Here is a 21,437-nt window from a genome sequence, read left to right on the forward strand (position 1 = left end):
AGGGGCAATCGCCCAAGGGGAAGCGGTAGGGGGTATCGGCAGGGGGCGCTCAGGTGCGGCAGATCTCAAGCTCTGCGCGGATGCCATGCCGCCCGTTGACGAAGCCCAGCCCGCCGCCGTGCTGCTCTGCCACGGCGGTGACGATGGTCAGCCCCAGCCCGAAGCCCTCGACCGAGGCCGCGTTGGCCCCGCGTCGGAAGGGCTGGATCAGCGCGTCAAGCTCCTCGGCCCGGTGGTCGGTGCCCTCGTCCTCCACGGTGATCACCGCGACCTCTGAATCCGCCAGCAGCCCCACGCGGGCGCGGCGGCCGTATTTCAGCGCATTGTCGATCAGGTTCTCCAGCGCGCGCTGCAGGGCGATGGGGCGCGCCATGACCAGCACCGGCCCGTGATCGGGCAGGGCCGTGGCCCGCCGGCCCGCGCCGAAGACCGTGCCGGTGCTTTCCAGCAGCCGCGGCTCCGGCTCGACCAGCTCCACCGGGCGGGCCATGTCCTGGTAATCGGCCACCACGCTTTCCACCAGAGAGGTCAGGGAGATCCGGCGCGGGGCCTCGTGGCTCAGCTCGGACTGGGTATAGGTCAGCACGCTTTCGATCATGCCGGTCATGCGGTCGATATCGGCATCGAACTTCTCGCGCAGCGCCTCGTCTTCAATCAGGGTGGCGCGCAGGCGCAGCCGGGTGGCCGGAGTGCCCAGGTCATGGCTGACACCCGACAGGACCAGCGCGCGGCGGGCAAGGCGTTCGCGCTCGGCCTCCAGGTAGGCGTTGACGGCCTCCACGATGGCATCCAGCTCTGCCGGGCCTTCCGCGCTATAGGCCTGCGGGCCGCCCAGCCTGCGCCGCCGGCCCAGGGCCTCGGCGAACATCTGGAAGCGGGCGGCACTGTCGGCCAGGCGGGTATAGATCGCGGCCAGCGCCAAAAGGGCGATCAGCAGGCCCAGCAGGCGCCAGTCCCTTGGCTGGGCATCGCAGCCCCAGACCGGCGCGCCCTCGATCCGCTGCCACGGGGCGTCCCCCATCCGCGCGAAAAGCACCGGGTCGCTGCAATAGCCCGCCAGCAGCCGGGTCACATGGCCCAGCTTCTCTGGCGCGGTACGGCCCGCACCGGGCACCAGCTTTGACACCTCGTAATGCAGATCCTCGGATACGATGGCCAGGCGCAGCACCACGCCGCCAAAGTCCTCCAGCTCCGAAACCACGGCGTCCCGGATGGTAATCTGGGTGACATAGGCGGGCTTGGGCAGATCGGGAAGCGCGGCGAAGGCGCCGTCACTGGCCCGGCGCTGATCCTCAGGCGCGACCGGCGTGATGGTCACCCCCTGCGGCGCACCGGTGCCCCGCGCCAGGCTGTCGTATAGAGCGACCCCCGCCACATAGGCCCGCCCCAGGTGGCCCTCCCAGGCCGCGCGCGAGCCGAACCAGAGCCAACCTGCCAGCGCCCCGGCAAGAAAGGCCGCGCCCACCCAGATCAGCCCCAGCTGGCGCAGGCTCAGGCGGCGCCTCATGCCTCTTCGGCCGTGACATCCGTGGCCAGCACGTAGCCCGTGCCGCGCAGGGTCTTCAGCAGGTCAGGCACCTTGGGATCCCGTTCGATCTTGGAGCGCAGCCGCCCCACCAGCACGTCGATCGCCCGGCCAGATGTCTCTGCCTCCTCCGCGCCGTCCTCTGCATGCATGTCCAGAGAGGCGGCGATCTCCTCTCTCGTCAGCGGGATATGCGGATTGGCCAGCAGCACCTTCAGAAGCTGGGTCTCGCGCCGCGACAGGGTGACCTGGAAGCCGGCGGGGCTGGTGACCTCGTCCCGCTTGCCGTCATACAGCCAGCCGCCAAAGCGGTACCGCTCGGTCGAGCGGCGATAGACCAGGGAGGGTGTGCGCCGTGCGCGTCCCAGCACGGCGCGGACACGGGCCAGCAGCAGCCTGGGGTTGAAGGGCTTGGCGATATAGTCATCCGCGCCCACCTCGTACCCGGCCATGCGCTGGTGATCGGCCGACAGGGCAGAGACCAGGATGATCGGCATCTCGTGCTCGCGCCGCAGCTCGGCACAGATCTCGACGCCGCTCTCGTCGCCCAGCATCACGTCCAGCAGGATCAGGTCGATCCGCCCCGCCGTAAGATGCGCGCGGATCTCTGACCGGGTGGCGGCCGGAAGCACGAAGAACCCCGACCGGCGCAGGAAATCCGTCAGCATGTCCCGCATGTCGGTATCGTCGTCGACCACCAGGAGCCGTGCGATCGTCATCTGGTGAAGCCTCCCCCCGCTTGCCGGGGCACATTAGGTGAGCCGGGGACGCAGTGCAATTGATCCCGCGCTGGGCTGGCCCGGCCCCCGCCGCCTCCCCCCGCCTTCGTAACAGCATGTAACAGGAGCCCGGTAAATCTGGCCCCCGGGCCGACGGTCCTGTTGCTTCAGGGGGGGCTGCTGCGTGAAATGCGCAGGTCCCCGCCGTTTCGCGGGCCGACGGAATTCTTTGGGAGGAAATCCAGATGAAGATGAAGCACCTATTCGTGGCCACCACCGCGCTGTCGCTCTCTGCGCTGCCGGTCCTGGCAGAACCCCAGGCAGAGGTCCTGCACTGGTGGACCAGCGGCGGAGAGGCCAAATCCGTGGCCGTGCTGCAGGAAGAATTCGCCGAACGCGGCGGTACCTGGACCGACATGCCCGTCGCGGGCGGGGGTGGCGATGCGGCCATGACCGCGCTGCGCGCCCGCGTGCTCTCGGGCAATGCGCCCACCGCCGTTCAGCTGAAGGGCCCGGCAATCCAGGAATGGTACGAAGAGGGCGTGCTGGCCGATATCTCTTCCGTGGCCGAAGCCCAGGGCTGGGCGGACGTGCTGCCCGCGCAGCTGGCAGAGCACATGAAATGCGACGGCACCTGGTGCGCGGCACCCGTCAACGTCCACCGCGTGAACTGGATCTGGGCCAACAAGGACATCCTTGACCAGAACGGGATCGAGATGCCCACCACCTGGGAAGAGTTCAACGCGGCAGCCGAAAAGCTGCAGGCCGCCGGCGTCACGCCGCTGGCCCATGGCGGCCAGGCCTGGCAGGACGCCACGATCTTCGAAACCGTGGTCCTGGGCAAGGGCGCCGATTTCTACCAATCCGCCCTGGTTGATCTGGATCCCGAGGCGCTGGGCTCTGACACCATGGTCGAGGTCTTCGACGAGATGCGCACCCTGCGTGGCTATGTCGATGACAACTTCTCGGGCCGGGACTGGAACCTGGCCACCGCGATGGTCATGAACGGCGAAGCCGCCTTCCAGATCATGGGCGACTGGGCCAAGGGTGAATTCCTGGCCGCCGGAAAGACCCCGGGCGAGGATTTCCTCTGCGGCGCGACCCCGGGTGACGGCTACCTCTACAACGTCGACAGCTTCGCCATGTTCGACGTGGGCGGGGATGACGACAAGGTTGCCGGCCAGGAACTGCTGGCAGAGCTGATCGTCGGCCCCTCCTTCCAGGAGACCTTCAACCTGAACAAGGGCTCCATCCCGGTGCGCTCCGATGTCTCGCTCGACGCTTTCGACATCTGCGCCCAGACCTCGGCGGAGGACATGGCGGCAGATGCCGAAGCCGGCTCCCTGCTGCCCAGCTATGCCCATGGCATGGCGCTGCGCGGCGAACCGGCGGGCGCGATCACCGATGTGGTCACCGCGCATTTCAACTCCGACATGTCCTCTCAGGACGCGGTGCAAATGCTGACCGAGGCCGTCGCCAACGCGATGTAAGCCTTTGACCTGACACGGCCGCCCGCCCCGCACCCCGGGGCGGGCGGCGCTGAATTGCGGAGCGCCCCCATGTCCAACTGGCTCGAAAAACAGGTCCCCAAAGTGGTCCTGGCCCCGACCTTCGCCGCCATCCTGATCTTCGTCTACGGTTTCATCGGCTGGACCGCCTGGGTCTCGCTGACCGGCTCCCGCCTGATGCCCCGGTACGAGATCGAGGGTTTCGGCCAATATACCAAGCTGTTCGCCACGCCCCGCTGGGACACGGCGATGAACAACCTTTTCATCTTCGGCGCGCTCTTCATCATCATCGCCATGGTGCTGGGCCTGCTGCTGGCCATCTTCCTGGATCAGAAGATCCGCACCGAAGGGGCGATCCGCACCATCTACCTCTACCCGATGGCGCTTTCGATGATCGTCACCGGGACGGCCTGGAAATGGATCCTGAACCCCGGTCTGGGGATCGAGGCCACCGTGCGCGGCTGGGGGTTTGAAAACTTCACCTTCGACTGGCTGATCAACCCGGACATGGCGATTTACACGATCGTGCTGGCCGGTGTCTGGCAAAGCTCCGGCTTCGTCATGGCGCTCTTCCTCGCGGGCCTGCGCTCCGTTGACGGAGAGATCATCAAGGCCGCCCAGGTCGATGGCATCCCCACCCACCGGATCTATTCCGCGATCATCATCCCCTCCATGGCGCCGATCTTCCTGTCGGCCTTCATCGTGCTGGCCCACTTGGCGATCAAGAGCTTCGACCTGGTCATCGCGCTGACCGGGGGCGGGCCGGGCTATGCCACGGACCTGCCGGCCACCTACATGTACGCCATGGCCTTCTCGCGCGGGAACCTCGGGCAGGCGGCAAGCTCTGCCATGATCATGATGCTGGTCGTCTTCGCCATCGTCGTTCCCTATCTCTACTCCGAACTGAGGTCGAAACATGACTGATACGACCTATGTCTCTGCCCGCGCGGGCACCCGCAGCACGGGCCAGCGCCTGGGCCGCATCGCCCTGCGCGCCGGGCTCTACGCGGTGCTGATCCTCTTTGCGCTCTGGTACCTGATGCCGCTCTTCGTGATGCTCACCACATCGCTGAAAAGCCTAGAGGAAATCCGCACCGGGTCGCTCGTGGCCCTGCCGCGCGAAATCACCTTCGACGCCTGGAAGACCGCCTGGTCCGGGGCCTGCTCGGGCATCAAGTGCGAAGGGCTGCGCCCCTACCTGTGGAACTCCGTGCTGATCGCGGTGCCCGGCGTGGCGCTCTCGACCCTGATCGGGGCGCTCAACGGCTATGTCTTTGCCCAGTGGAATTTTCGCGGGGCCAACCTGCTCTTCGCCCTGCTGCTCTTTGGCTGCTTCATTCCCTTCCAGGTGGTTCTGCTGCCCATGGCGCGGATGCTGGGGATCCTTGGCATCGCCGGCACCATCCCGGGGCTGATCCTGGTGCACACGGTCTATGGCCTGGGCTTCACCACGCTCTTCTTCCGCAACTACTACGTCACCATCCCGCATGAGCTGGTGCGGGCGGCCAAGATCGACGGCGCGGGCTTCTTCCGCATTTTCTGGTCGATCTTCCTGCCGCTCTCGCTGCCGATCATTGTCGTCACCGTCATCTGGCAGTTCACCCAGATCTGGAACGACTTCCTGTTTGGGGTCAGCTTCAGCCAGTCCGGCACCCAGCCGGTGACCGTCGCGCTCAACAACATCGTCAACTCGACCACCGGCGTGAAGGAATACAACGTCGACATGGCCGCCGCGATCCTCGCCGCCCTGCCGACCCTTCTCGTCTACGTCGTCGCAGGCAAGTACTTCATCCGCGGGCTGACCGCCGGCTCAGTTAAGGGGTAATCCACATGGCACCCATTCTCGACATCCAGAACCTCCGCAAGAGCTACGGCCAGACCGAGATCCTCAAGGACATCAACGTGGCGATCGAACCGGGCGATTTCCTGGTGCTCGTCGGCCCCTCGGGCTGCGGCAAGTCCACGCTGCTGAACTGCATCGCCGGGCTTGAACCGATCACCGCCGGCCGCCTGACCATCGCCGGCAAGGACATGACGGAGGTCTCGCCCAAGGACCGCGACATCGCCATGGTCTTCCAAAGCTACGCGCTCTACCCGACCATGACCGTGGCCAAGAACATCACCTTCGGCATGAAGGTGCGCGGCGTCGACCAGGCCACCCAGGACGCCAAGCTCAAGGAGGTCTCGGAGCTTCTGCAGATCTCCCAGCTGCTCAACCGCAAGCCTGGGCAGCTTTCGGGCGGTCAGCGCCAGCGGGTCGCCATGGGCCGTGCCCTGGTGCGAGATCCTGCGCTCTTCCTCTTCGATGAGCCTCTGTCGAACCTGGACGCCAAGCTGCGCGTGGAGATGCGGACAGAGATCAAGAAGCTGCACCAGACGCTCAATGCCTCCATCGTCTACGTGACCCACGACCAGATCGAGGCGATGACCCTCGCCACCAAGATCGTGGTGATGAAGGGCGGCGTGATCCAGCAGATCGGCACCCCGGCAGAGATCTACAACACGCCCGCGAACCTCTTCGTGGCGGATTTCATGGGCTCTCCGGCGATGAACCTGATCCCGGCCCGCGTTCACCGCGACGGCCACGGCCACCGGATCGAGATCACCCGCGCCCGGAGCGAACCGCTGGTGCTGGCGGACAACCGCCCGCTGGACCTGCCGCAGGACGTCATCATCGGGCTGCGCCCCGAGGATATCGCCGAAGCGGGCTACCGGTCGGGCGAGGCGGTGCAGCAGGCCCCCTGCATGGTCGACATGGTCGAACCGGCGGGCGCGGATACCTACGTGGTCTCTGAACTGGGCGGCAAGCCGGTGACGGCGCGCCTGCACGCGGAAACCTCTGCCATGGCGGGGCAGGAGCTGGACCTGGCCTTCGACCTTGGCAAGGCTTCCTACTTTGCCCCCGAAACCGGTGAGCGGCTGAACTAGGCCCCTCCGGGCGGCCCCGGACAGGACAGCAGATCAAGCGGGCCGGGGCAGGGATGTCCCGGCCCTTGCGGTTTTTCGGCAGAGAGATGCCGCTTTTTCCGCAAGACAGGGTGAAATCCATTCAAATGTGCTAGATTGCTCCGTGAGGCAGTGAAACAGGGCCCGGACCCGGCAAAGGGCTGGCCCGACAACGGGGAGGGGCAGAAGATCCTTAGCCTGGGCAGTAAATCCATTCGGACATTCGCGGCGCTCGCCATGGCGGCGGCGCTCACGGCCTGCGGCAGTGGCACGCAGGTCAACGGGCTCATGAGCCCCAGCCACCTTGACGCGGCGGATTACCGGGCCACCGGCATTCCCTTCGCCTTCGGGGATACCAAGCCCATCGAATGGGAAGGGCTCACGCCAGAGCTCTACCCCGTGCACGGCATCGACGCCGCGCGCTACCAGGGCCGGATCAACTGGAACCGGGCGCGCGCCTCCGGCGTGAACTTCGCTTGGCTGAAGGTGACAGAGGGACGCAACCTGCTGGACCCCGGCTTTGCCATCAACGCCCCCGCCGCCCGTGCCGCGGGCGTGCCCGTGGGCGGCTACCATTTCTACTACTTCTGCCGCACGGCGGAAGAGCAGGCGGACTGGTTCATCAAGAACGTCCCCCGCGTCGCCGGGGACCTGCCGCCGATGCTGGACATGGAGTGGAACCACGGCTCCTCCTGCAAGGTCCGCCCCTCCGCGGCAGAAGTGCGCTCCTATATCCTGACCTTCGCGCAGAAGGTCTCGCGCCACTACGGCACGCGGCCGGTGATCTACACCACGCCGGATTTCTACGAGCATAACGACCTGGGCGCGCTGACGGGATACGAGTTCTTCCTGCGCTCGGTCGCCAGCCACCCCTCCGAACGCTACCCGGATGAACGCTGGACCTTCTGGCAATACTCCGGGACCGGAGTCGTGCCGGGCATCGGCGGCATCGTGGACATGAACGCCTTTGCCGGCGACGCGGCCACCTGGGTCGCCTGGCTCTCCACCCGCCGCCAACGCTGACAGCTGATCTGCCGGCAGAACGGGCGCGGCCCCCATCGAGGGGGCCGCGCCCGTTGTCGGCCTGCGCCTCCCGTCCCGGCTGAGAGGGCGGGGCGCAAAACCCTTGCCGCAGCGCAGAACCTTAACGGGGCTTAACCCGACCGCGCGCCGCGCACCGACGTAATACCGACGGGATGCCGACGTGAAACAGACGTCCCACCGACGCCCCGAAAGCGGGCAGATCCCCCCGTCGCCGCGCTGCAGCGCGCGCCCTCCGGCAAGGCGGGGCGCGAAAGGATTTGCAGCCGGGGCCTGCTCTGGTACTAGCGCTAACAACAGCGAAATCAGGACCCTCGGGGGATGTCATGAAACTTGTCTCTGATGTCGGCGGCACCAATGTACGCTTCGCCCTTGCGAAGGACGGCCATATCCTGGCCGAGACGATCCGCAGCTTCCGCAATGACGATTACGCGGCCTTCCTGGATGCCGCCACCCGCTATGTCGCCGAGGCCGGATCGCCCGCGCTGGAGACCATGGCCGTGGCCGTCGCCGGGCCGGTCAACGGCACCCGCGCCCGGTTGACCAACCGGGACTGGTCCTTTGATACCGCGGTGCTCGACAGCACCTTCGGCGTCACCTCCCGGCTGATCAACGACTTGGAAGCATTGGGATATTCCGTGCCCAGCCTGACCGACGACGGGCTGCTTCAGATCACCACCGACTTCGCCGGCAAGGGCGACCAGGCCGTGGTGGCGGGCATCGGCACCGGCTTCAACGTCTCTCCCGTGGTGATGAAGCCCGAAGGCCCCATGGTGCCCAAGGCAGAGATGGGGCATGTCCAGCTGGCCTGGCGCGCCCGGGCCAAGGTCAGCGAACTGGCGGGCACCGAAGACCACGGCTACGACACCGTCGAACACCTCTATTCCGGGCGCGGCTTTGAAAAGCTCTGGCGGCTCTGGTCCGGCTCCCCCCTTGGCGCGGCCGAGGCGATGGCAGCCGAAGACCCCGCCATGCAGGGTTTCCTGAACCATTACGGCAGCTTGATGGCCTGGCTGGCGCAGGATCTGACCCTGGCCTTCCTGCCGGGGCAGGGGGTGTATTTCTCAGGCGGTGTTGCCCGCGCGGTGCTGACCAAGGGCGGGGCCGCAGCCTTCTGCGCCGCCTATGGAGAGCCGCTGGCGCTCGACACGGCCTCTCATGTGCCGGTCCGCGTCATCCTGGACGACACCGCCGCCCTGGCCGGCTGCGCCGCCGCCTGAATCGGGCCCGAACCCGGCCACCCCGCGGCAGCGCACGCAGGGCTCTCCGCCTGTTAACCCTTACGACCTAACCTGCCGGGCGTGACTCATGCAGTCCGCCCGGCCTCTCACGCTTCGCGCCTTGCCCTTTGCAGATGTGGCAAGGCCGAGCCCGGCCCGAAAACCAGCGGTCAAATATCTTGTAAGGAAGTAACCCCCGGAACCGCCCCCGGCGGCGCGCGCAGGGCAGACCCGACAGCCCCCGCGCAAAGCGGTCATCGGCCCGAAGGCTGCTCTGGGATCATCAGGGGAGGGGGAAGAGAATGGCAGCCCGTAGGGGAATCGAACCCCTCTTTCCAGGTTGAAAACCTGGCGTCCTAACCGATAGACGAACGGGCCATCTCATTTGCCTGGCGTCTTACCAGATCCCCCAAGACAGGCAAGGCCTGAAATGCGCAACATGCTGGTATCCCGAAACATTTTCCGGGTCCGGCCGTGCTGACGCGCGGTGGAAATGGCAGCCCGTAGGGGAATCGAACCCCTCTTTCCAGGTTGAAAACCTGGCGTCCTAACCGATAGACGAACGGGCCGCGCTTGGCGTGAGGCGGGTTCTATGCAAAGCCTTGCTGCCGTGCAAGAGGATTTTTCGCCCGCGAGACGGATTTTTTCACCCCCGTCCACAGGCCGTTACGTCACGCTGCCAAGGGCCTAGCCGTCGCTTGCCGGGGCGGCGTCTTCCAGCCTCAGCTGAACGTTCCTGCGCCCGCCCCAATCGTTGATTTCCAGCTTGCCGGCCAGGTGGAAGGGCCGCCCGCCGTGGTTCTCAAGCGCCGGTCCCAGGGGGCCGTCGAAGGCGCCGAACGTGATCGCCTCGACCCGCTTGCCAAGGCCGTCGGTGAAGCTGATCTTCAGGTGGGTATCGCCGATCCGCTTGGCAAAGCTGATCTTCTGGGAGGGAAAGGCAAAGCGCGGGCCGGGGGCGGAGGCCCCGTAGGGCCCGGCGGCCTCAAGCTGGTCGACCAGCTCGGGCGTGGCGGCACCGGGCATCAAGAGCCCGTCCAGCTTCAGGTCCGCCGGCCCGGCAGAGCCCGCACCCTGCTTGGCCAGCAGCTCCGTCAGGCGCTCCATCGCCGCCTCAAGCTTGTCCCGTGCCACGGTCAGCCCGGCGGCCATCTTGTGCCCGCCGCCCTTGATCAGCAGCCCCTCGGCGGCCAGCTTCTGGATGGAGGCGCCAAGGTCCACGCCGCCGATCGAACGGCCAGAGCCCTTGCCCTCGTTCCCGTCCAGGCCGATCACGATTGCGGGGCGGTTGGTGGCTTCCTTCAGGCGAGAGGCCACGATGCCCACGACACCGGGATGCCAGCCCTCTCCGGCGGCCCAGACAAGCGGGGCCTCAAGACCGCGGGCCTCGGCCTGGGCCATGGCGGCGGCGCGCACCTCTGCCTCGATCTCGCGGCGCTCGGTGTTCAGCTCGTCCAAGCGTTCGGCCATGGCCTTGGCCTCCAGCGGGTCCACGCTGGCCAGCAACCGCGCGCCCAGGTCCGCCTGGCCGATCCGCCCGCCCGCGTTGACCCGCGGTCCCAGAAGGAAGCCAAGGTGATAGGCGGCAGGGGCGGACTTCATGCGCGCGGCATCCGACAGCGCGGTCAGCCCCGGGCGGTCGCGCCGGGCCATGACCTTCAGCCCGGTGCGCACCAGCGCGCGGTTGACCCCGATCAGGGGGGCCACATCGGCCACGGTGGCCAGCGCCACAAGGTCCAGCATGGCCATCAGGTCCGGCCCCTTGGCGCCCTCGTCGCGCATCTGGCGGTTGGCCTCCACCAGCATCAGGAAGACCACGGCGGCGGCGCATAGATGCGCCAGCTCGCCGCTTTCGTCCTGGCGGTTGGGGTTCACCACCCCCAGGCAATCGGGCAGGGTTTCCGCGCCCAGGTGGTGATCCAGCACCACCACGTCACAGCCCGCCGCCGCGATCGGCTCATGGCTGAGCGTGCCGCAGTCCACGCAGATGATCAGGTCGTGCTTGGCGCCAAGCGCGGTCATGGCGGGCACGTTGGGGCCGTAGCCCTCGTCGATCCGGTCGGGGATATAAAGCGTGGCCTGCCGCCCCATCTGGCGCAGCCAGTCGATCAGCAGCGCGGCAGAGGTGCCGCCATCCACGTCGTAATCGGCAAAGACCGCGATCCGCTCCCGCTGCTTGACGGCCTGCAGGAAGCGGGTGGCGACGCGCTCCATGTCCAGCAGGCTGCGGGGATCTGGCAGCAGCTCGGACAGCTTGGGGTCAAGAAAGGCGGCGGCTTCGCCCGGTGCCACGCCGCGCCGCGCCAGAATCCGGCAGAGCGCTTCGGGCAGGTGGTCGCTTTGCACGAGGGCGGCGGCCTGGCGTTCGATATCCCCGGAGGGACCGATCCAGCGGCGTCCGGTCAGCGATTCCTCAACGTCCAGAAAAGACATGGCATTTCCCCGAAATCATTCCCGGGACGGCCCGCCCGGCCTGCCAGGGGCGCAGCCCTGGCGGGGCCTGCCGGTGCCGATGTCCCGAAGTCCCCGCCCAGGCCAAAATGGCGGGCGGAGGCGGTCTGTTTAAACGGCTTCGATCCGCAGCGCCACAGGCTCGCCTTCGACCACGCCGGTCGCGGCCATGCCCTGCAACGCCTTGTCGAGCGCCTTGCGCGGTGTCTTGTGGGTCACGATCAGCACCGGGGCGCGCCCCCCGGTATGGTCGTACTGCCGCATCCGGTGTATGGAGACCTCTGCCTCTGCCAGCACGGAGGCGACCTTGGCCAAGGCGCCCGGCTTGTCCTGCAGCGTGAGCCGCACGTAGTAGGGCGCCGGCGTGGTGGAGACGGCCGGTGTCGCATCGCGCAGGCTGTCGGCCGGCTGGCCGAAGACCGGCAGGCGGAAACCACGGGCGATATCGCAGATGTCACCCAGCACGGCGCTGGCCGTGGGGCCTTCGCCCGCACCGGCCCCGCGCAGCACGATCTGGCCCACAGCGTCGCCTTCCAGCACCACCATGTTGGTGCCGCCTTCCAGCTGGCCCAGCGGGCTGGTGGCGGGCACCAGGCAGGGGGCCATGCGTTGTTCCAGCCCGCGGTCGGTCATCTTGCTGACGCCCAGCAGCTTGATCTTGTAGCCCATGTCCTCTGCGGCGCGGATGTCGTCGATGGTGATCCGCCCGATGCCTTCCAGCTCCATGTCGTCAAAGGCGACCCGGGTGCCGAAGGCGATGGAGGCCAGCAGGGCCAGCTTGTGGCCCGCGTCGATCCCGCCCACGTCCAGGTTGGGATCGGCTTCCAGGTAGCCAAGGTCAGAGGCCTCCTGGAAGACGATGTCATAGGGCAGGCCAGCGGATTGCATCCGCGTCAGGATGTAGTTGCAGGTGCCGTTCATCACGCCAAGGATACGGGTGACATTGTTGCCCGCCAGCCCTTCGGTCAGGGCCTTCACCACGGGGATGCCCCCGGCGACGGCGGCCTCGAAGCGGATCACGCGGCCCGCGCCCTCGGCCTGTTCGGCCAGCGCCTGGCCATGGACGGCCAGCATCGCCTTGTTGGCGGTGACCACGTCCTTGCCCGCGTTCAGGGCCGCTTCCGTGGCGGCCTTTGCCGGGCCGTCGGAGCCCCCCATCAGTTCCACGAAGACATCGACGTCATCGCGGGTGGCCAGGGTGACCGGATCGTCTTCCCAGGCGTAGCCGTCCAGGGGCACGCCGCGATCCTTGCCCCGGTTGCGGGCACAGATGGCGGTAACGGTGATATCGCGCCCGGTGCGGGCGGTGAGCATGGCAGCTTCCTTGCGAAGGATCTTCAACACGCCGATGCCGACGGTGCCGAGACCTGCAATTCCCAGTCTGAGTGGGGCGGGGCGCAGCGGCTCGCTCATTCCGTTTCTCCTGATTTCCGGGTCTGTCCAAGGCAGGGGCCTAGCGCCTTACGGCCTGCCTTGCAACGCAGCTTTTGCGGGGAAGGGGCCCGGGGCAGACCCCATCGGGCACAGCCCGGCGTCCTCAGCCACCCAGATCCGCATTGCGCAGCGCGTCGGCGCGCCGCCGCAGGGCCTCGGCGCGGGCCAGCACGTGGCTGTCGTCTTCTTCCTGAAGGCGCGGGGCGCCGGGGATCGCGGCCCGGATCTGGCCAGAGGGCAGCAGCGCGGGGTAGGGGGCGGCACGGTCCGCCGCGCTCAGCCGGTCATTCAGTCCCGGCGGCGTGGTGCAGCCGCTCAGCGCCAGCAGGGCCAGGGTTGCAAACCCGGCAGCTTTCAGGCCCGGACGGGCGGATCTGGTTGGAAGATGAGGCAGCGCAAACATGTGCTAGCAATGCCCCGCCTGCAGCGTCTTGGCAAGCCGGGCCCTCGCTTTTGGCGGGTGGCTGCGCTAAGGGGCGCTGAGAGTTTGTGGGAGGCGATGATGAGCGAAGAGATCCTGGCCCGGATCACGGCAAGCCCCGTGCGGCGCTGGTTCGGTGTCTGCGTGCTGCTGGCGCTGGCGCTGGCCGTACTGAGCATCGCCTTCACCCCGGAAGAGGTCGCCCTGACCCGCCGCCTGCCACTGACCCTTCTGGGCCTGGCCGTTGCCGGCGCGGGACTGGGGTTGTACCGGGCCACTGCCCTGGCGCTTGAGCTGACCCCGCAGGGGTTGCGCGACAGCTCGGGCCGGATGATCGCGCCGATGGAGCAGATCCTGGGCGTCGATCGCGGCACCTTCGCCTTCAAGCCCTCCAACGGATTCGTTCTGAAGCTCGGCGCGAAATACGGGCTGGTGCTGCGGCCGGGTCTTTACTGGCGGATCGGCAAGCGGGCCGGAATCGGCGGGGTCCTGCAAGGCGCGGAGACCAAGCAGATGGCCGATATCATCGCCGTGATCCTGGCCGAGCGCGCCGCGCAGGACCAGGCCTGATCCCCGTCGCGCTGCGATGCGGCGGCGGCGATCCCGTTAACCACCTGATGTCCCGTGCCTTTCGGGCGCTGCGGCGTCGCGGCAGCGCGGCGCAATCGCGGTCTTATGCCAGGGAAAGAGGACTCGGGGTTGCCTTTTGCCCCCGTGGCTGAGCAACCTGCTTAAATCGCGGGCAGATCTTAAGGGATCCCTCATGGATCCGGGTCATTCTCCGTGCGACCGAAATTTGGAGTTTAGGCATGCAACCTGTTCAGGAACCGGGCTTTCGCCAGAGCGTAGAGCTGATGTTCAACCGGGCCGTGGCATTGATGGATCTCAGTCCGGGGCTGGAGGAAAAGATCCGTGTCTGCAACGCGACCTATGTCGTCCGGTTCGGGGTGCGCCTGCGCGGGCAGATCCACACCTTCACCGGCTATCGCGCGAACCACTCCGAACACATGGAGCCCGTGAAGGGCGGCATCCGCTACGCGCTTTCCGTCAACCAGAACGAGGTCGAGGCACTCGCGGCTCTGATGACCTTCAAATGCGCCCTGGTCGAGGCCCCCTTCGGCGGCTCCAAGGGCGGGCTGTGCATCGATCCGCGCGAATGGGACGAACATGAGCTGGAACAGATCACCCGCCGCTTCGCCTATGAGCTGATCAAGCGCGACATGATCAACCCGGCCCAGAACGTGCCCGCCCCCGACATGGGCACCGGCGAGCGTGAGATGGCCTGGATGGCCGACCAATACGCGCGCATGAACACCACCGACATCAACTCCCGCGCCTGCGTGACGGGCAAGCCGCTGAACGCCGGCGGCATCGCCGGCCGGGTCGAGGCGACGGGACGTGGCGTGCAATACGCCCTGCGGGAGTTCTTCCGCGAACCCGCCGACGTGGCCAAGGCCAACCTGACAGGCGGGCTGGACGGCAAGCGCGTGATCGTCCAGGGCCTGGGCAACGTGGGCTACCACGCGGCGCATTTCCTGCGCACGGAGGACGGCGCGAAGATCACCGGCATCATCGAACGCGACGGCGCGCTCTATTCCGAAGCGGGCCTGAACGTCGAACATGTCCGCGAATGGATCGCCAGCCACGGTGGCGTGAAGGGCTTCCCCGAAGGGCAATTCGTGGCCGATGGCGCCTCCCTGCTGGAAGAGGACTGCGATATCCTGATCCCCGCCGCGCTTGAGGGGGTGATCAACCTGGGCAACGCGGACCGCATCAAGGCGCCCCTGATCGTCGAGGCCGCGAACGGCCCGATCACCGCCGGCGCCGATGAGATCCTGCGCCAGAAGGGCATCGTCTGCATTCCCGATCTCTACGCCAACGCCGGCGGCGTGACGGTCTCCTATTTCGAATGGGTGAAGAACCTAGGCCACATCCGCTTTGGCCGCATGGGCCGCCGCCAGGAAGAGGCGCGCCACCAGCTGATCGTGGATGAGCTGGAGCGCCTCTCGGCCGATACCGGCATCGGCTGGCAGCTCTCTCCCGGCTTCAAGGAGAAATACCTGCGCGGCGCCGGTGAGCTTGAGCTGGTGCGCTCGGGTCTGGACGATACCATGCGCACGGCCCTGCAATCGATGCGCGAGGTCTGGCATGGCCGCTCCGACGTGGAGGACCTGCGCACCGCCGGTTACCTCGTTGCGATCGACCGTGTCGCCTCCAGCTACCGTGCCAAGGGGCTCTGAGGCGGGCCGTTTCGCCGTATCGGTGCCGTGAGTGTCGGGGGCTTGCCCCCGCGCCGTGGTGGGGGCTCGATGCCCCCGGCGCGGCGTTCCCTCTTGCCGGCGCAGCGCCTTTGCAAGGAGCCGTTCCCTCGGGTCGGTGACCGGCCCGGGGACCACCCTTCAGGCGCTGTGGCGGTGGCGCAGAACGCAGCGATCCAGGAAGTGATGGATCTTCTCGCCCCAGTTCTCTGTCTCGATCTCCGTCTCGGAGAGGTGTAGCTGGGCGACCGGATCACGCCCAGTCAGGCGCTCCATCTCCGAAAAGACCTCGTCCGGGAACCGCTCTTCTTCCGAGGTGCACAGGAAGGCGACGCGGGCGGGCAGGCGGGGCTGGGTTTCCAGCCAGTGGCGCAGCGCCGGCGCGATGTGGCTGCCAAGCGCCGGGGTGCCAAGCACCATCAGGTCGCTCTTGTGCCAGGGCTGATCCGGCACGAACAGGTCCGGGCCACGCTTGCGGGTCAAAAGGGTCGAGACACCGCGCCTCAGCGCCGCCCTGCGGCCGGGTGCGGGCTCGGGTGTCGCGATTTCGTGCAGCTGTGCGCCCAGCTGCCAGGCCAGCTCTTCGCCCACGGTCAGCGTCTCTTCCGCCGAAGCGTCAAGCAGGATACGGCATGTCATTGGCTTCCCCCATCCTTCAGGAAAGTTCTGCCGTGCCTTCATCGCAATGTCATGAGTCGACTTTGCCGGCGATCTGATTCATGCCCCCTGACGGGCCAATAATCCGTGAGGTGATCAAAATTTCGGCAATCTCACCGCGATGCATTGCCACTTGGCCGCCTAGTTGCTTTTCTTCCCCGGCAGGCACGAGGGGGTGAATATGCGGTTTTCCGGGCTGCGGGTCCTCAGGGAAGGGCTTTCTGGCAACAAGGGCTGGGGGCCGCAATGGCGCGATCCGGCGCCCAAACCGGCCTATGATATCGTGATCATCGGCGGCGGTGGGCACGGGCTTTCCACGGCCTACTACCTTGCCCGCGAACACGGGCTCAAGAACGTCGCGGTGCTGGAAAAGGGCTACCTGGGCGGCGGCAACGTGGGGCGCAACACGACCATCGTGCGTGCCAACTACATCCTGCCCGGCAACTCGGAGTTCTATTCCCATTCGCTTAAGCTCTGGGAGGGGCTTGAGGAAGAGCTGAATTACAACGTGATGCACAGCCAGCGCGGGCTGATCAACCTGTTCCATTCGGATGGCCAGCGCGATGCCTTCGTGCGGCGCGGCAATGCCATGCGCAACCAGGGCGATGATGCAGAGCTTCTGGACCGCGATGGCGTGCGCAAGCATCTGCCCTATCTCGATTTCGACCAGGGGCGGTACCCGATCCACGGCGGCCTGCTGCACCGGCGCGGCGGCACGGCGCGGCATGATGCCGTGGCCTGGGGCTATGCGCGCGGTGCCTCTGACCGGGGCGTCGACCTGATCCAGAACTGCGAGGTCACCGGCATCGACGTGGAGGGCGGCAAGGTCACCGGCGTGCAGACCAGCCGCGGCGCGATCAAGGCGCGCAAGGTGGCGATCGTCACCGCCGGGCGCTCGGGCCAGGTGGCGGCCATGGCCGGCATGCGCCTGCCGATCGAAAGCCAAGTGCTGCAGGCCTTCGTGACCGAGGGGCTGAAACCCGTGATCGATCACGTGGTCAGCTTCGGCATGGGGCATTTCTATATCAGCCAGTCGGACAAGGGCGGGCTGGTCTTCGGCGGGGACCTCGATTTCTATCCCTCCTACGCGCAGCGCGGCAACCTGCCCACGGCGGAACACGTGATGGAGGCCGCGATGACCCTGATGCCGGCGATCGGCAAGGCGCGCGTGCTGCGCTCCTGGGGCGGAATCATGGACATGACGCCCGATGGCTCTCCGATCATCGACAAGACGGATATCGACGGGCTCTACCTGGATTGCGGCTGGTGCTACGGCGGCTTCAAGGCGGTGCCCGGGTCAGGCTTCGCGCTGGCGCATCTGATCGCCACGGGCCGGCCCCACGACAGCGCCGCGAAACTGCGGCTTGACCGGTTCCGCGACGGCTACGGTCTGATGGACGAGGAAGGCACCGGCGCGCAGCACCACCTTCACTGAAGGCAAGCCCCGACGCCGGGCAGAAGGAAGAAGGATCGGACATGCGGCTTACCTGTCCCCGTTGCGGCTCTCGTGATCTGCGGGAATTCACCTATCGCGGCGCCGCGCTTGCCCGGCCCGACAGCCAGGAGTGGTCCCCAGCCTGGGACGACTACCTGCATCTGCGCGACAACCCTGCCGGCCTCTCGACTGAATACTGGTATCACGGGCTGGGCTGTGCCGCCTTCCTGATCGTGCAGCGCGACACCCGCACGCATGAGGTCCACTCGGTCACCCTGGCAGCGGAGGGACGGACATGAGGCTTCCTTCCGGAGGGCAGATCGACCGCGACACACCTGTCCGTTTCCGCTTTGACGGGCGCGATTACACGGGCTTCCAGGGCGATACCCTGGCCTCTGCGCTGATGGCCCATGACGTGCGGGTGCTGGCGCGTAGCTTCAAGTATCACCGCCCGCGCGGCACTTTCAGTGCGGGTAGCGAAGAGCCGAACGCGCTGGTCACGCTTGGCTCTGGCGCAGGTGCTGATCCCAACGTGCGTGCCACCCAGCAGGAGCTTTTCGACGGGCTTGAGGCTTTTGGCCAGAACGCCTGGCCCTCCGTCGGATTTGACGTGATGGAGGTGAACGACCTGCTCTCGGATTTCCTGGGGGCGGGCTTTTACTACAAGACTTTCATGTGGCCGAAGAAGGCCTGGGAACGCCTGTACGAGCCGATCATCCGCCGCGCCGCCGGGCTGGGCAGGCTGTCCGGCAAGGCGGATCCGGACCGCAATGAAACCGCCTTTGCCCATTGTGATCTACTGGTGATCGGTGGTGGACCCGCGGGGCTGATGGCGGCCTTGGCGGCAGGGCAGGCCGGGGCAGACGTGATCCTCTGCGAGGAAGAGGCGCGCCTTGGCGGACGGCTTCTGAGCGAGGTGGAGCAGATAGACGGGGGCCCGGCGCTCGACTGGGTGGCAAAGGTCAAGCGCAGCCTGAAAGAGCTACCGAATGTCCGCATCATGGCGCGAACCACCGTCACGGGTGTCTACGACTGCGGCACCTACGGGGCGCTGGAACGGGTCTCTCGTCACATGCCACGCGGGCGCGCGCCGGTGGATTGCTTCTGGCGCATCACCGCGCGCAAGGCGGTCCTGGCCGCCGGCGCTATCGAGCGCCCGATTGCCCTGCGCAACAACGACCGCCCCGGCGTCATGCTGGCCGGTGCCCTGCGCGCCTATGTGAACCGCTATGCCGTTGCGCCGGGGCGCGCCGTGGTGATCTTCGGTAACAACGATGACGCTCACCGCTCGGCCCGCGATCTGCTGGCCGCTGGCGTCCACGTGGCGGCCCTGATCGATTCCCGGCCCGATGCCACCTGTGATCTGCCGCTTGCCTTCCACCCCGGCGCAGTGGTCACCGCCGTCCATGGCCGCAACGTGGTGGAGGCGATCACCTTCCAGGAGGCCAGCGGGCGCAGCCAGAAACTGCAATGCGATTGCCTGGGGCTGTCCGGGGGCTGGAACCCCTCGATCCACCTGACCTGTCACCTGAACGGGCGGCCCGTCTGGGACGAGGGGATCGCGGCTTTCGTCGCACAGGAGGGCGCCGTGCCCGGCCTGCATCCCGTGGGCGCGGCCGGCGCGGTCTTTTCGACCGCAGGCGCATTGGACACGGGCGCGGAAACGGCCGGCGAATTGCTCAGCCAGATGGGTTTTGACCCTGCAGAGATCACGGTGCCAGAGGCAGAGAGGCAGGCCTACGCCATAGCGCCGCTGTGGAACGTGCCGGGGACAGGGCGCGCCTGGCTGGACCTTCAGAACGACGTGACGGTGAAGGACGTGCGCGGCGCGGCGGCCGAGAATTTCCGCTCCGTCGAGCACATGAAGCGCTACACGACCCAGGGCATGGCCCCCGACCAGGGCAAGACCTCCAACATCGGGGCGCTGGCGGTGCTGGCCGATGCCACCGGGCGCGATATCCCCGGCACCGGCACCACCACATACCGCCCACCTTTCGCGCCGGTGCCCATCGCGGCCATGGGGGCAGGGGGGCGCGGCACCGGGTTTGCCCCGCAACGCTTCATCACCAGCCATGACCTCTCTGTCGCCATGAACGCGCCGATGGTCGAGGCCGGGCTGTGGTACCGCCCCAGCTTCTTCCCCCGCGCCGGTGAAAAGACCTGGCGCCAGTCCTGCGACCGAGAGGTCGCTATGGTGCGCAGCGCGGTCGGCATCGCCGATGTCTCCACCCTGGGCAAGATCGACATCCAGGGCGCGGATGCGGCGGCTTTCCTTGATTTCGTCTACGCCAACAAGTTCTCGACCCTGAAGCCGGGGCGGGTGCGTTACGGGCTGATGCTGCGCGAAGACGGCCACGTCATGGACGATGGCACCACCGCCTGCCTTGCCCCGGACCACTACGTCATGACCACCACCACGGCGGCCGCCGGGCCGGTGATGATGCACCTGGAGTTCGCTTCCCAGGTGCTGAAGCCCGAGTGGGACGTGCGGCTGACATCCGTGACCGAGCAATGGGCGCAATTCGCCGTGGCCGGTCCGCAATCCCGTGCGCTGCTGGAGGCGCTTCTTGAACGGGACCTGTCGAATGATGCCTTCCCCTTCATGTCCTGCGCCCCCATCACGCTGGCGGGGGTAAAGGGGCGGCTTTTCCGCATCTCCTTCTCTGGTGAGCTGGCCTATGAAATCGCCGTGCCGGCGCGCTACGGCGAAAGCCTGTTCCGCACGCTCGTGGCGCGGGCAGAGGCCCTGGGCGGCGGCGCCTACGGGATGGAGGCGCTGAACATCCTGCGCATCGAAAAGGGTCTGCTGACCCATGCAGAGCTGCACGGGCGCACGACGGCCTTCGACCTTGGACTGGAAAGGATGCTGTCCCCGTCCAAGGATTTCATCGGCAAGGCGGCGGCCAGCCGTCCGGGCCTTGTGGATCCGGACCGCGAAAGGCTGGTTGGGCTGCGCTCCCTGGGTCCGGTCCTGCAGATGACGTCGGGCGCCTTCCTGTTCGAAGAGGGGGCAGAGCCGGTGCGCGAGAATGCACAGGGCTACGTCACCTCCGTCGGCTATTCGCCAACCCTGCCGGGCTTCCTGGCGCTGGCCTTCCTGAAGAACGGGCCGGAGCGTCACGGCGAACAGATCCGCATGGTCGACCACCTGCGCGGCATCCATGCCAATTGCGAAGTCTGCGATCCGCAGTTCTTCGACCCCGAAGGAGAGCGAGTACGTGGCTGAAACCTTCACCCTCACCGCCCAGAACGCCTTGCCCCAGGGCGATGTGATGACCCTTGGGGAAACCGGGATCCGCGTGGCCCCGATGGCCCGGCTGACCACGCTGATGCCGGGCAGAGGGGACCAGGACATCTTTGCCCGCGCGCTCAGGCGGCACCACGGGCTGGGCCTGCCGCAGGCCGGGCAAAGCACCACCGCTGACGGGGTGGAATGCCTCTGGTTCGGCCAGGGCCAGTACCTGCTGATCGGGGCAGAGGCCAACGTGAACCTGCTGAAATCGGCGGCGCTGACGGATCAGTCCGATGCCTGGTCCACGGTCCTGATCGAGGGGCCGCTGGCCCGTGACGTGCTGGCCCGGCTGACCCCGCTGGACCTGCGCGCTGCCACCTTTGCAGAGGGGGCGACGGCCCGCACGGAGATCCGGCACATGATGGCTTCCATCACACGTGTCTCTGACAGCGGCTTTCGGCTGATGGTCTTCCGCTCCATGGCCCAGACCCTTCTGCATGAGCTGAAAGAGACCCTGGAAATGGTGGCGGCGCGCCCATGAGGGGCGGGCCCGTGATGCCCTGAGCGAATTTCATCCACAGATTTGATCG

General features: G+C 67.0%; 18 protein-coding genes and 2 tRNA genes. 12 read left to right on the top strand and 8 right to left on the bottom strand.

Annotation, left to right across the window (positions count from 1 at the left end; translation table 11 throughout):
• Positions 1–49: 49 nt before the first annotated feature.
• Together HCZ97_RS11200 and HCZ97_RS11205 are read right to left on the bottom strand one after the other, a co-directional pair.
• Positions 50–1,507 (bottom strand): HAMP domain-containing sensor histidine kinase, encoded by a 1,458-nt coding sequence (locus HCZ97_RS11200; protein ID WP_167688806.1) that lies wholly within the window; start codon positions 1,505–1,507, stop codon positions 50–52.
• The gene (locus HCZ97_RS11205; protein ID WP_167688807.1) at positions 1,504–2,244 is read right to left on the bottom strand and encodes a response regulator transcription factor; all 741 of its coding nucleotides are present in this window, start codon (positions 2,242–2,244) and stop codon (positions 1,504–1,506) included. The genes HCZ97_RS11200 and HCZ97_RS11205 overlap by 4 nt, the downstream gene beginning before the upstream one ends.
• Positions 2,245–2,489: 245 nt before the next feature.
• On the opposite strand from HCZ97_RS11205, the gene HCZ97_RS11210 reads away from it, so the two are divergent.
• The 6 genes from HCZ97_RS11210 (at position 2,490) to HCZ97_RS11235 (ending at position 8,959) form a co-directional block, all read left to right on the top strand.
• Positions 2,490–3,734 carry an ABC transporter substrate-binding protein gene (locus tag HCZ97_RS11210; protein ID WP_175581710.1) on the top strand — a complete coding sequence of 415 codons (1,245 nt, stop codon included), beginning with the start codon at positions 2,490–2,492 and terminating at the stop codon, positions 3,732–3,734.
• 69 nt (positions 3,735–3,803) lie between these two features.
• Complete coding sequence (locus tag HCZ97_RS11215; RefSeq protein WP_167688808.1) at positions 3,804–4,676, top strand: carbohydrate ABC transporter permease; 873 nt, start codon at positions 3,804–3,806, stop codon at positions 4,674–4,676.
• The gene (locus tag HCZ97_RS11220) at positions 4,669–5,577 is read left to right on the top strand and encodes a carbohydrate ABC transporter permease (RefSeq protein WP_167688809.1); all 909 of its coding nucleotides are present in this window, start codon (positions 4,669–4,671) and stop codon (positions 5,575–5,577) included. Before HCZ97_RS11215 ends, HCZ97_RS11220 begins: the two co-directional genes overlap by 8 nt.
• A 5-nt stretch (positions 5,578–5,582) precedes the next feature.
• Entirely contained in the window at positions 5,583–6,680 is a 1,098-nt protein-coding gene (locus HCZ97_RS11225; RefSeq protein ID WP_167688810.1) for an ABC transporter ATP-binding protein, read from the top strand.
• 150 nt (positions 6,681–6,830) lie between these two features.
• On the top strand, positions 6,831–7,721 hold the full coding sequence (locus HCZ97_RS11230; protein ID WP_368484360.1) for a GH25 family lysozyme: 891 nt from the start codon (positions 6,831–6,833) through the stop codon (positions 7,719–7,721).
• Between the two features lie 344 nt (positions 7,722–8,065).
• Complete coding sequence (locus HCZ97_RS11235; protein ID WP_167688811.1) at positions 8,066–8,959, top strand: glucokinase; 894 nt, start codon at positions 8,066–8,068, stop codon at positions 8,957–8,959.
• Between the two features lie 303 nt (positions 8,960–9,262).
• On the opposite strand, the gene HCZ97_RS11240 is transcribed toward HCZ97_RS11235, so the two are convergent.
• The 5 genes from HCZ97_RS11240 to HCZ97_RS11260 form a co-directional block, all read right to left on the bottom strand.
• Positions 9,263–9,337, bottom strand: a tRNA-Glu gene (locus tag HCZ97_RS11240).
• Positions 9,338–9,453: 116 nt separating this feature from the next.
• A tRNA-Glu gene (locus HCZ97_RS11245) sits at positions 9,454–9,528 on the bottom strand.
• A 118-nt stretch (positions 9,529–9,646) separates the two neighbouring features.
• A complete protein-coding gene (gene recJ, locus HCZ97_RS11250) occupies positions 9,647–11,392 on the bottom strand; it encodes a single-stranded-DNA-specific exonuclease RecJ (protein WP_167688812.1) in 1,746 nt (581 codons plus the stop codon).
• A 129-nt stretch (positions 11,393–11,521) separates the two neighbouring features.
• Positions 11,522–12,823: a homoserine dehydrogenase gene (locus HCZ97_RS11255; RefSeq protein WP_167688813.1), complete on the bottom strand. Its 1,302-nt coding sequence runs from the start codon at positions 12,821–12,823 to the stop codon at positions 11,522–11,524.
• 124 nt (positions 12,824–12,947) lie between these two features.
• The gene (locus tag HCZ97_RS11260; protein WP_167688814.1) at positions 12,948–13,247 is read right to left on the bottom strand and encodes a hypothetical protein; all 300 of its coding nucleotides are present in this window, start codon (positions 13,245–13,247) and stop codon (positions 12,948–12,950) included.
• 99 nt (positions 13,248–13,346) lie between these two features.
• On the opposite strand from HCZ97_RS11260, the gene HCZ97_RS11265 reads away from it, so the two are divergent.
• Complete coding sequence (locus HCZ97_RS11265) at positions 13,347–13,835, top strand: hypothetical protein (RefSeq protein ID WP_167688815.1); 489 nt, start codon at positions 13,347–13,349, stop codon at positions 13,833–13,835.
• A 239-nt stretch (positions 13,836–14,074) separates the two neighbouring features.
• Positions 14,075–15,505 (top strand): Glu/Leu/Phe/Val dehydrogenase, encoded by a 1,431-nt coding sequence (locus HCZ97_RS11270; RefSeq protein WP_167688816.1) that lies wholly within the window; start codon positions 14,075–14,077, stop codon positions 15,503–15,505.
• A gap of 159 nt (positions 15,506–15,664) precedes the next feature.
• On the opposite strand, the gene HCZ97_RS11275 is transcribed toward HCZ97_RS11270, so the two are convergent.
• Positions 15,665–16,162, bottom strand: coding sequence for a hypothetical protein (locus tag HCZ97_RS11275; protein ID WP_167688817.1), 498 nt, complete (start codon positions 16,160–16,162; stop codon positions 15,665–15,667).
• Positions 16,163–16,361: 199 nt separating this feature from the next.
• On the opposite strand from HCZ97_RS11275, the gene HCZ97_RS11280 reads away from it, so the two are divergent.
• From HCZ97_RS11280 to HCZ97_RS11295, 4 genes are read left to right on the top strand one after another with little or no spacing between them, the layout of a single operon-like run.
• Complete coding sequence (locus tag HCZ97_RS11280; protein ID WP_167688818.1) at positions 16,362–17,615, top strand: sarcosine oxidase subunit beta family protein; 1,254 nt, start codon at positions 16,362–16,364, stop codon at positions 17,613–17,615.
• A 41-nt stretch (positions 17,616–17,656) separates the two neighbouring features.
• Positions 17,657–17,914, top strand: coding sequence for a sarcosine oxidase subunit delta (locus HCZ97_RS11285; RefSeq protein WP_167688819.1), 258 nt, complete (start codon positions 17,657–17,659; stop codon positions 17,912–17,914).
• Complete coding sequence (locus HCZ97_RS11290) at positions 17,911–20,841, top strand: sarcosine oxidase subunit alpha family protein (RefSeq protein ID WP_167688820.1); 2,931 nt, start codon at positions 17,911–17,913, stop codon at positions 20,839–20,841. The genes HCZ97_RS11285 and HCZ97_RS11290 overlap by 4 nt, the downstream gene beginning before the upstream one ends.
• A complete protein-coding gene (locus HCZ97_RS11295; protein ID WP_167688821.1) occupies positions 20,834–21,388 on the top strand; it encodes a sarcosine oxidase subunit gamma in 555 nt (184 codons plus the stop codon). Before HCZ97_RS11290 ends, HCZ97_RS11295 begins: the two co-directional genes overlap by 8 nt.
• The last annotated feature ends 49 nt before the right edge of the window (positions 21,389–21,437 follow it).

Origin of the sequence: Pseudooceanicola sp. HF7 (genome assembly GCF_011806405.1) — a bacterium.
GTDB lineage: Bacteria > Pseudomonadota > Alphaproteobacteria > Rhodobacterales > Rhodobacteraceae > Pseudooceanicola.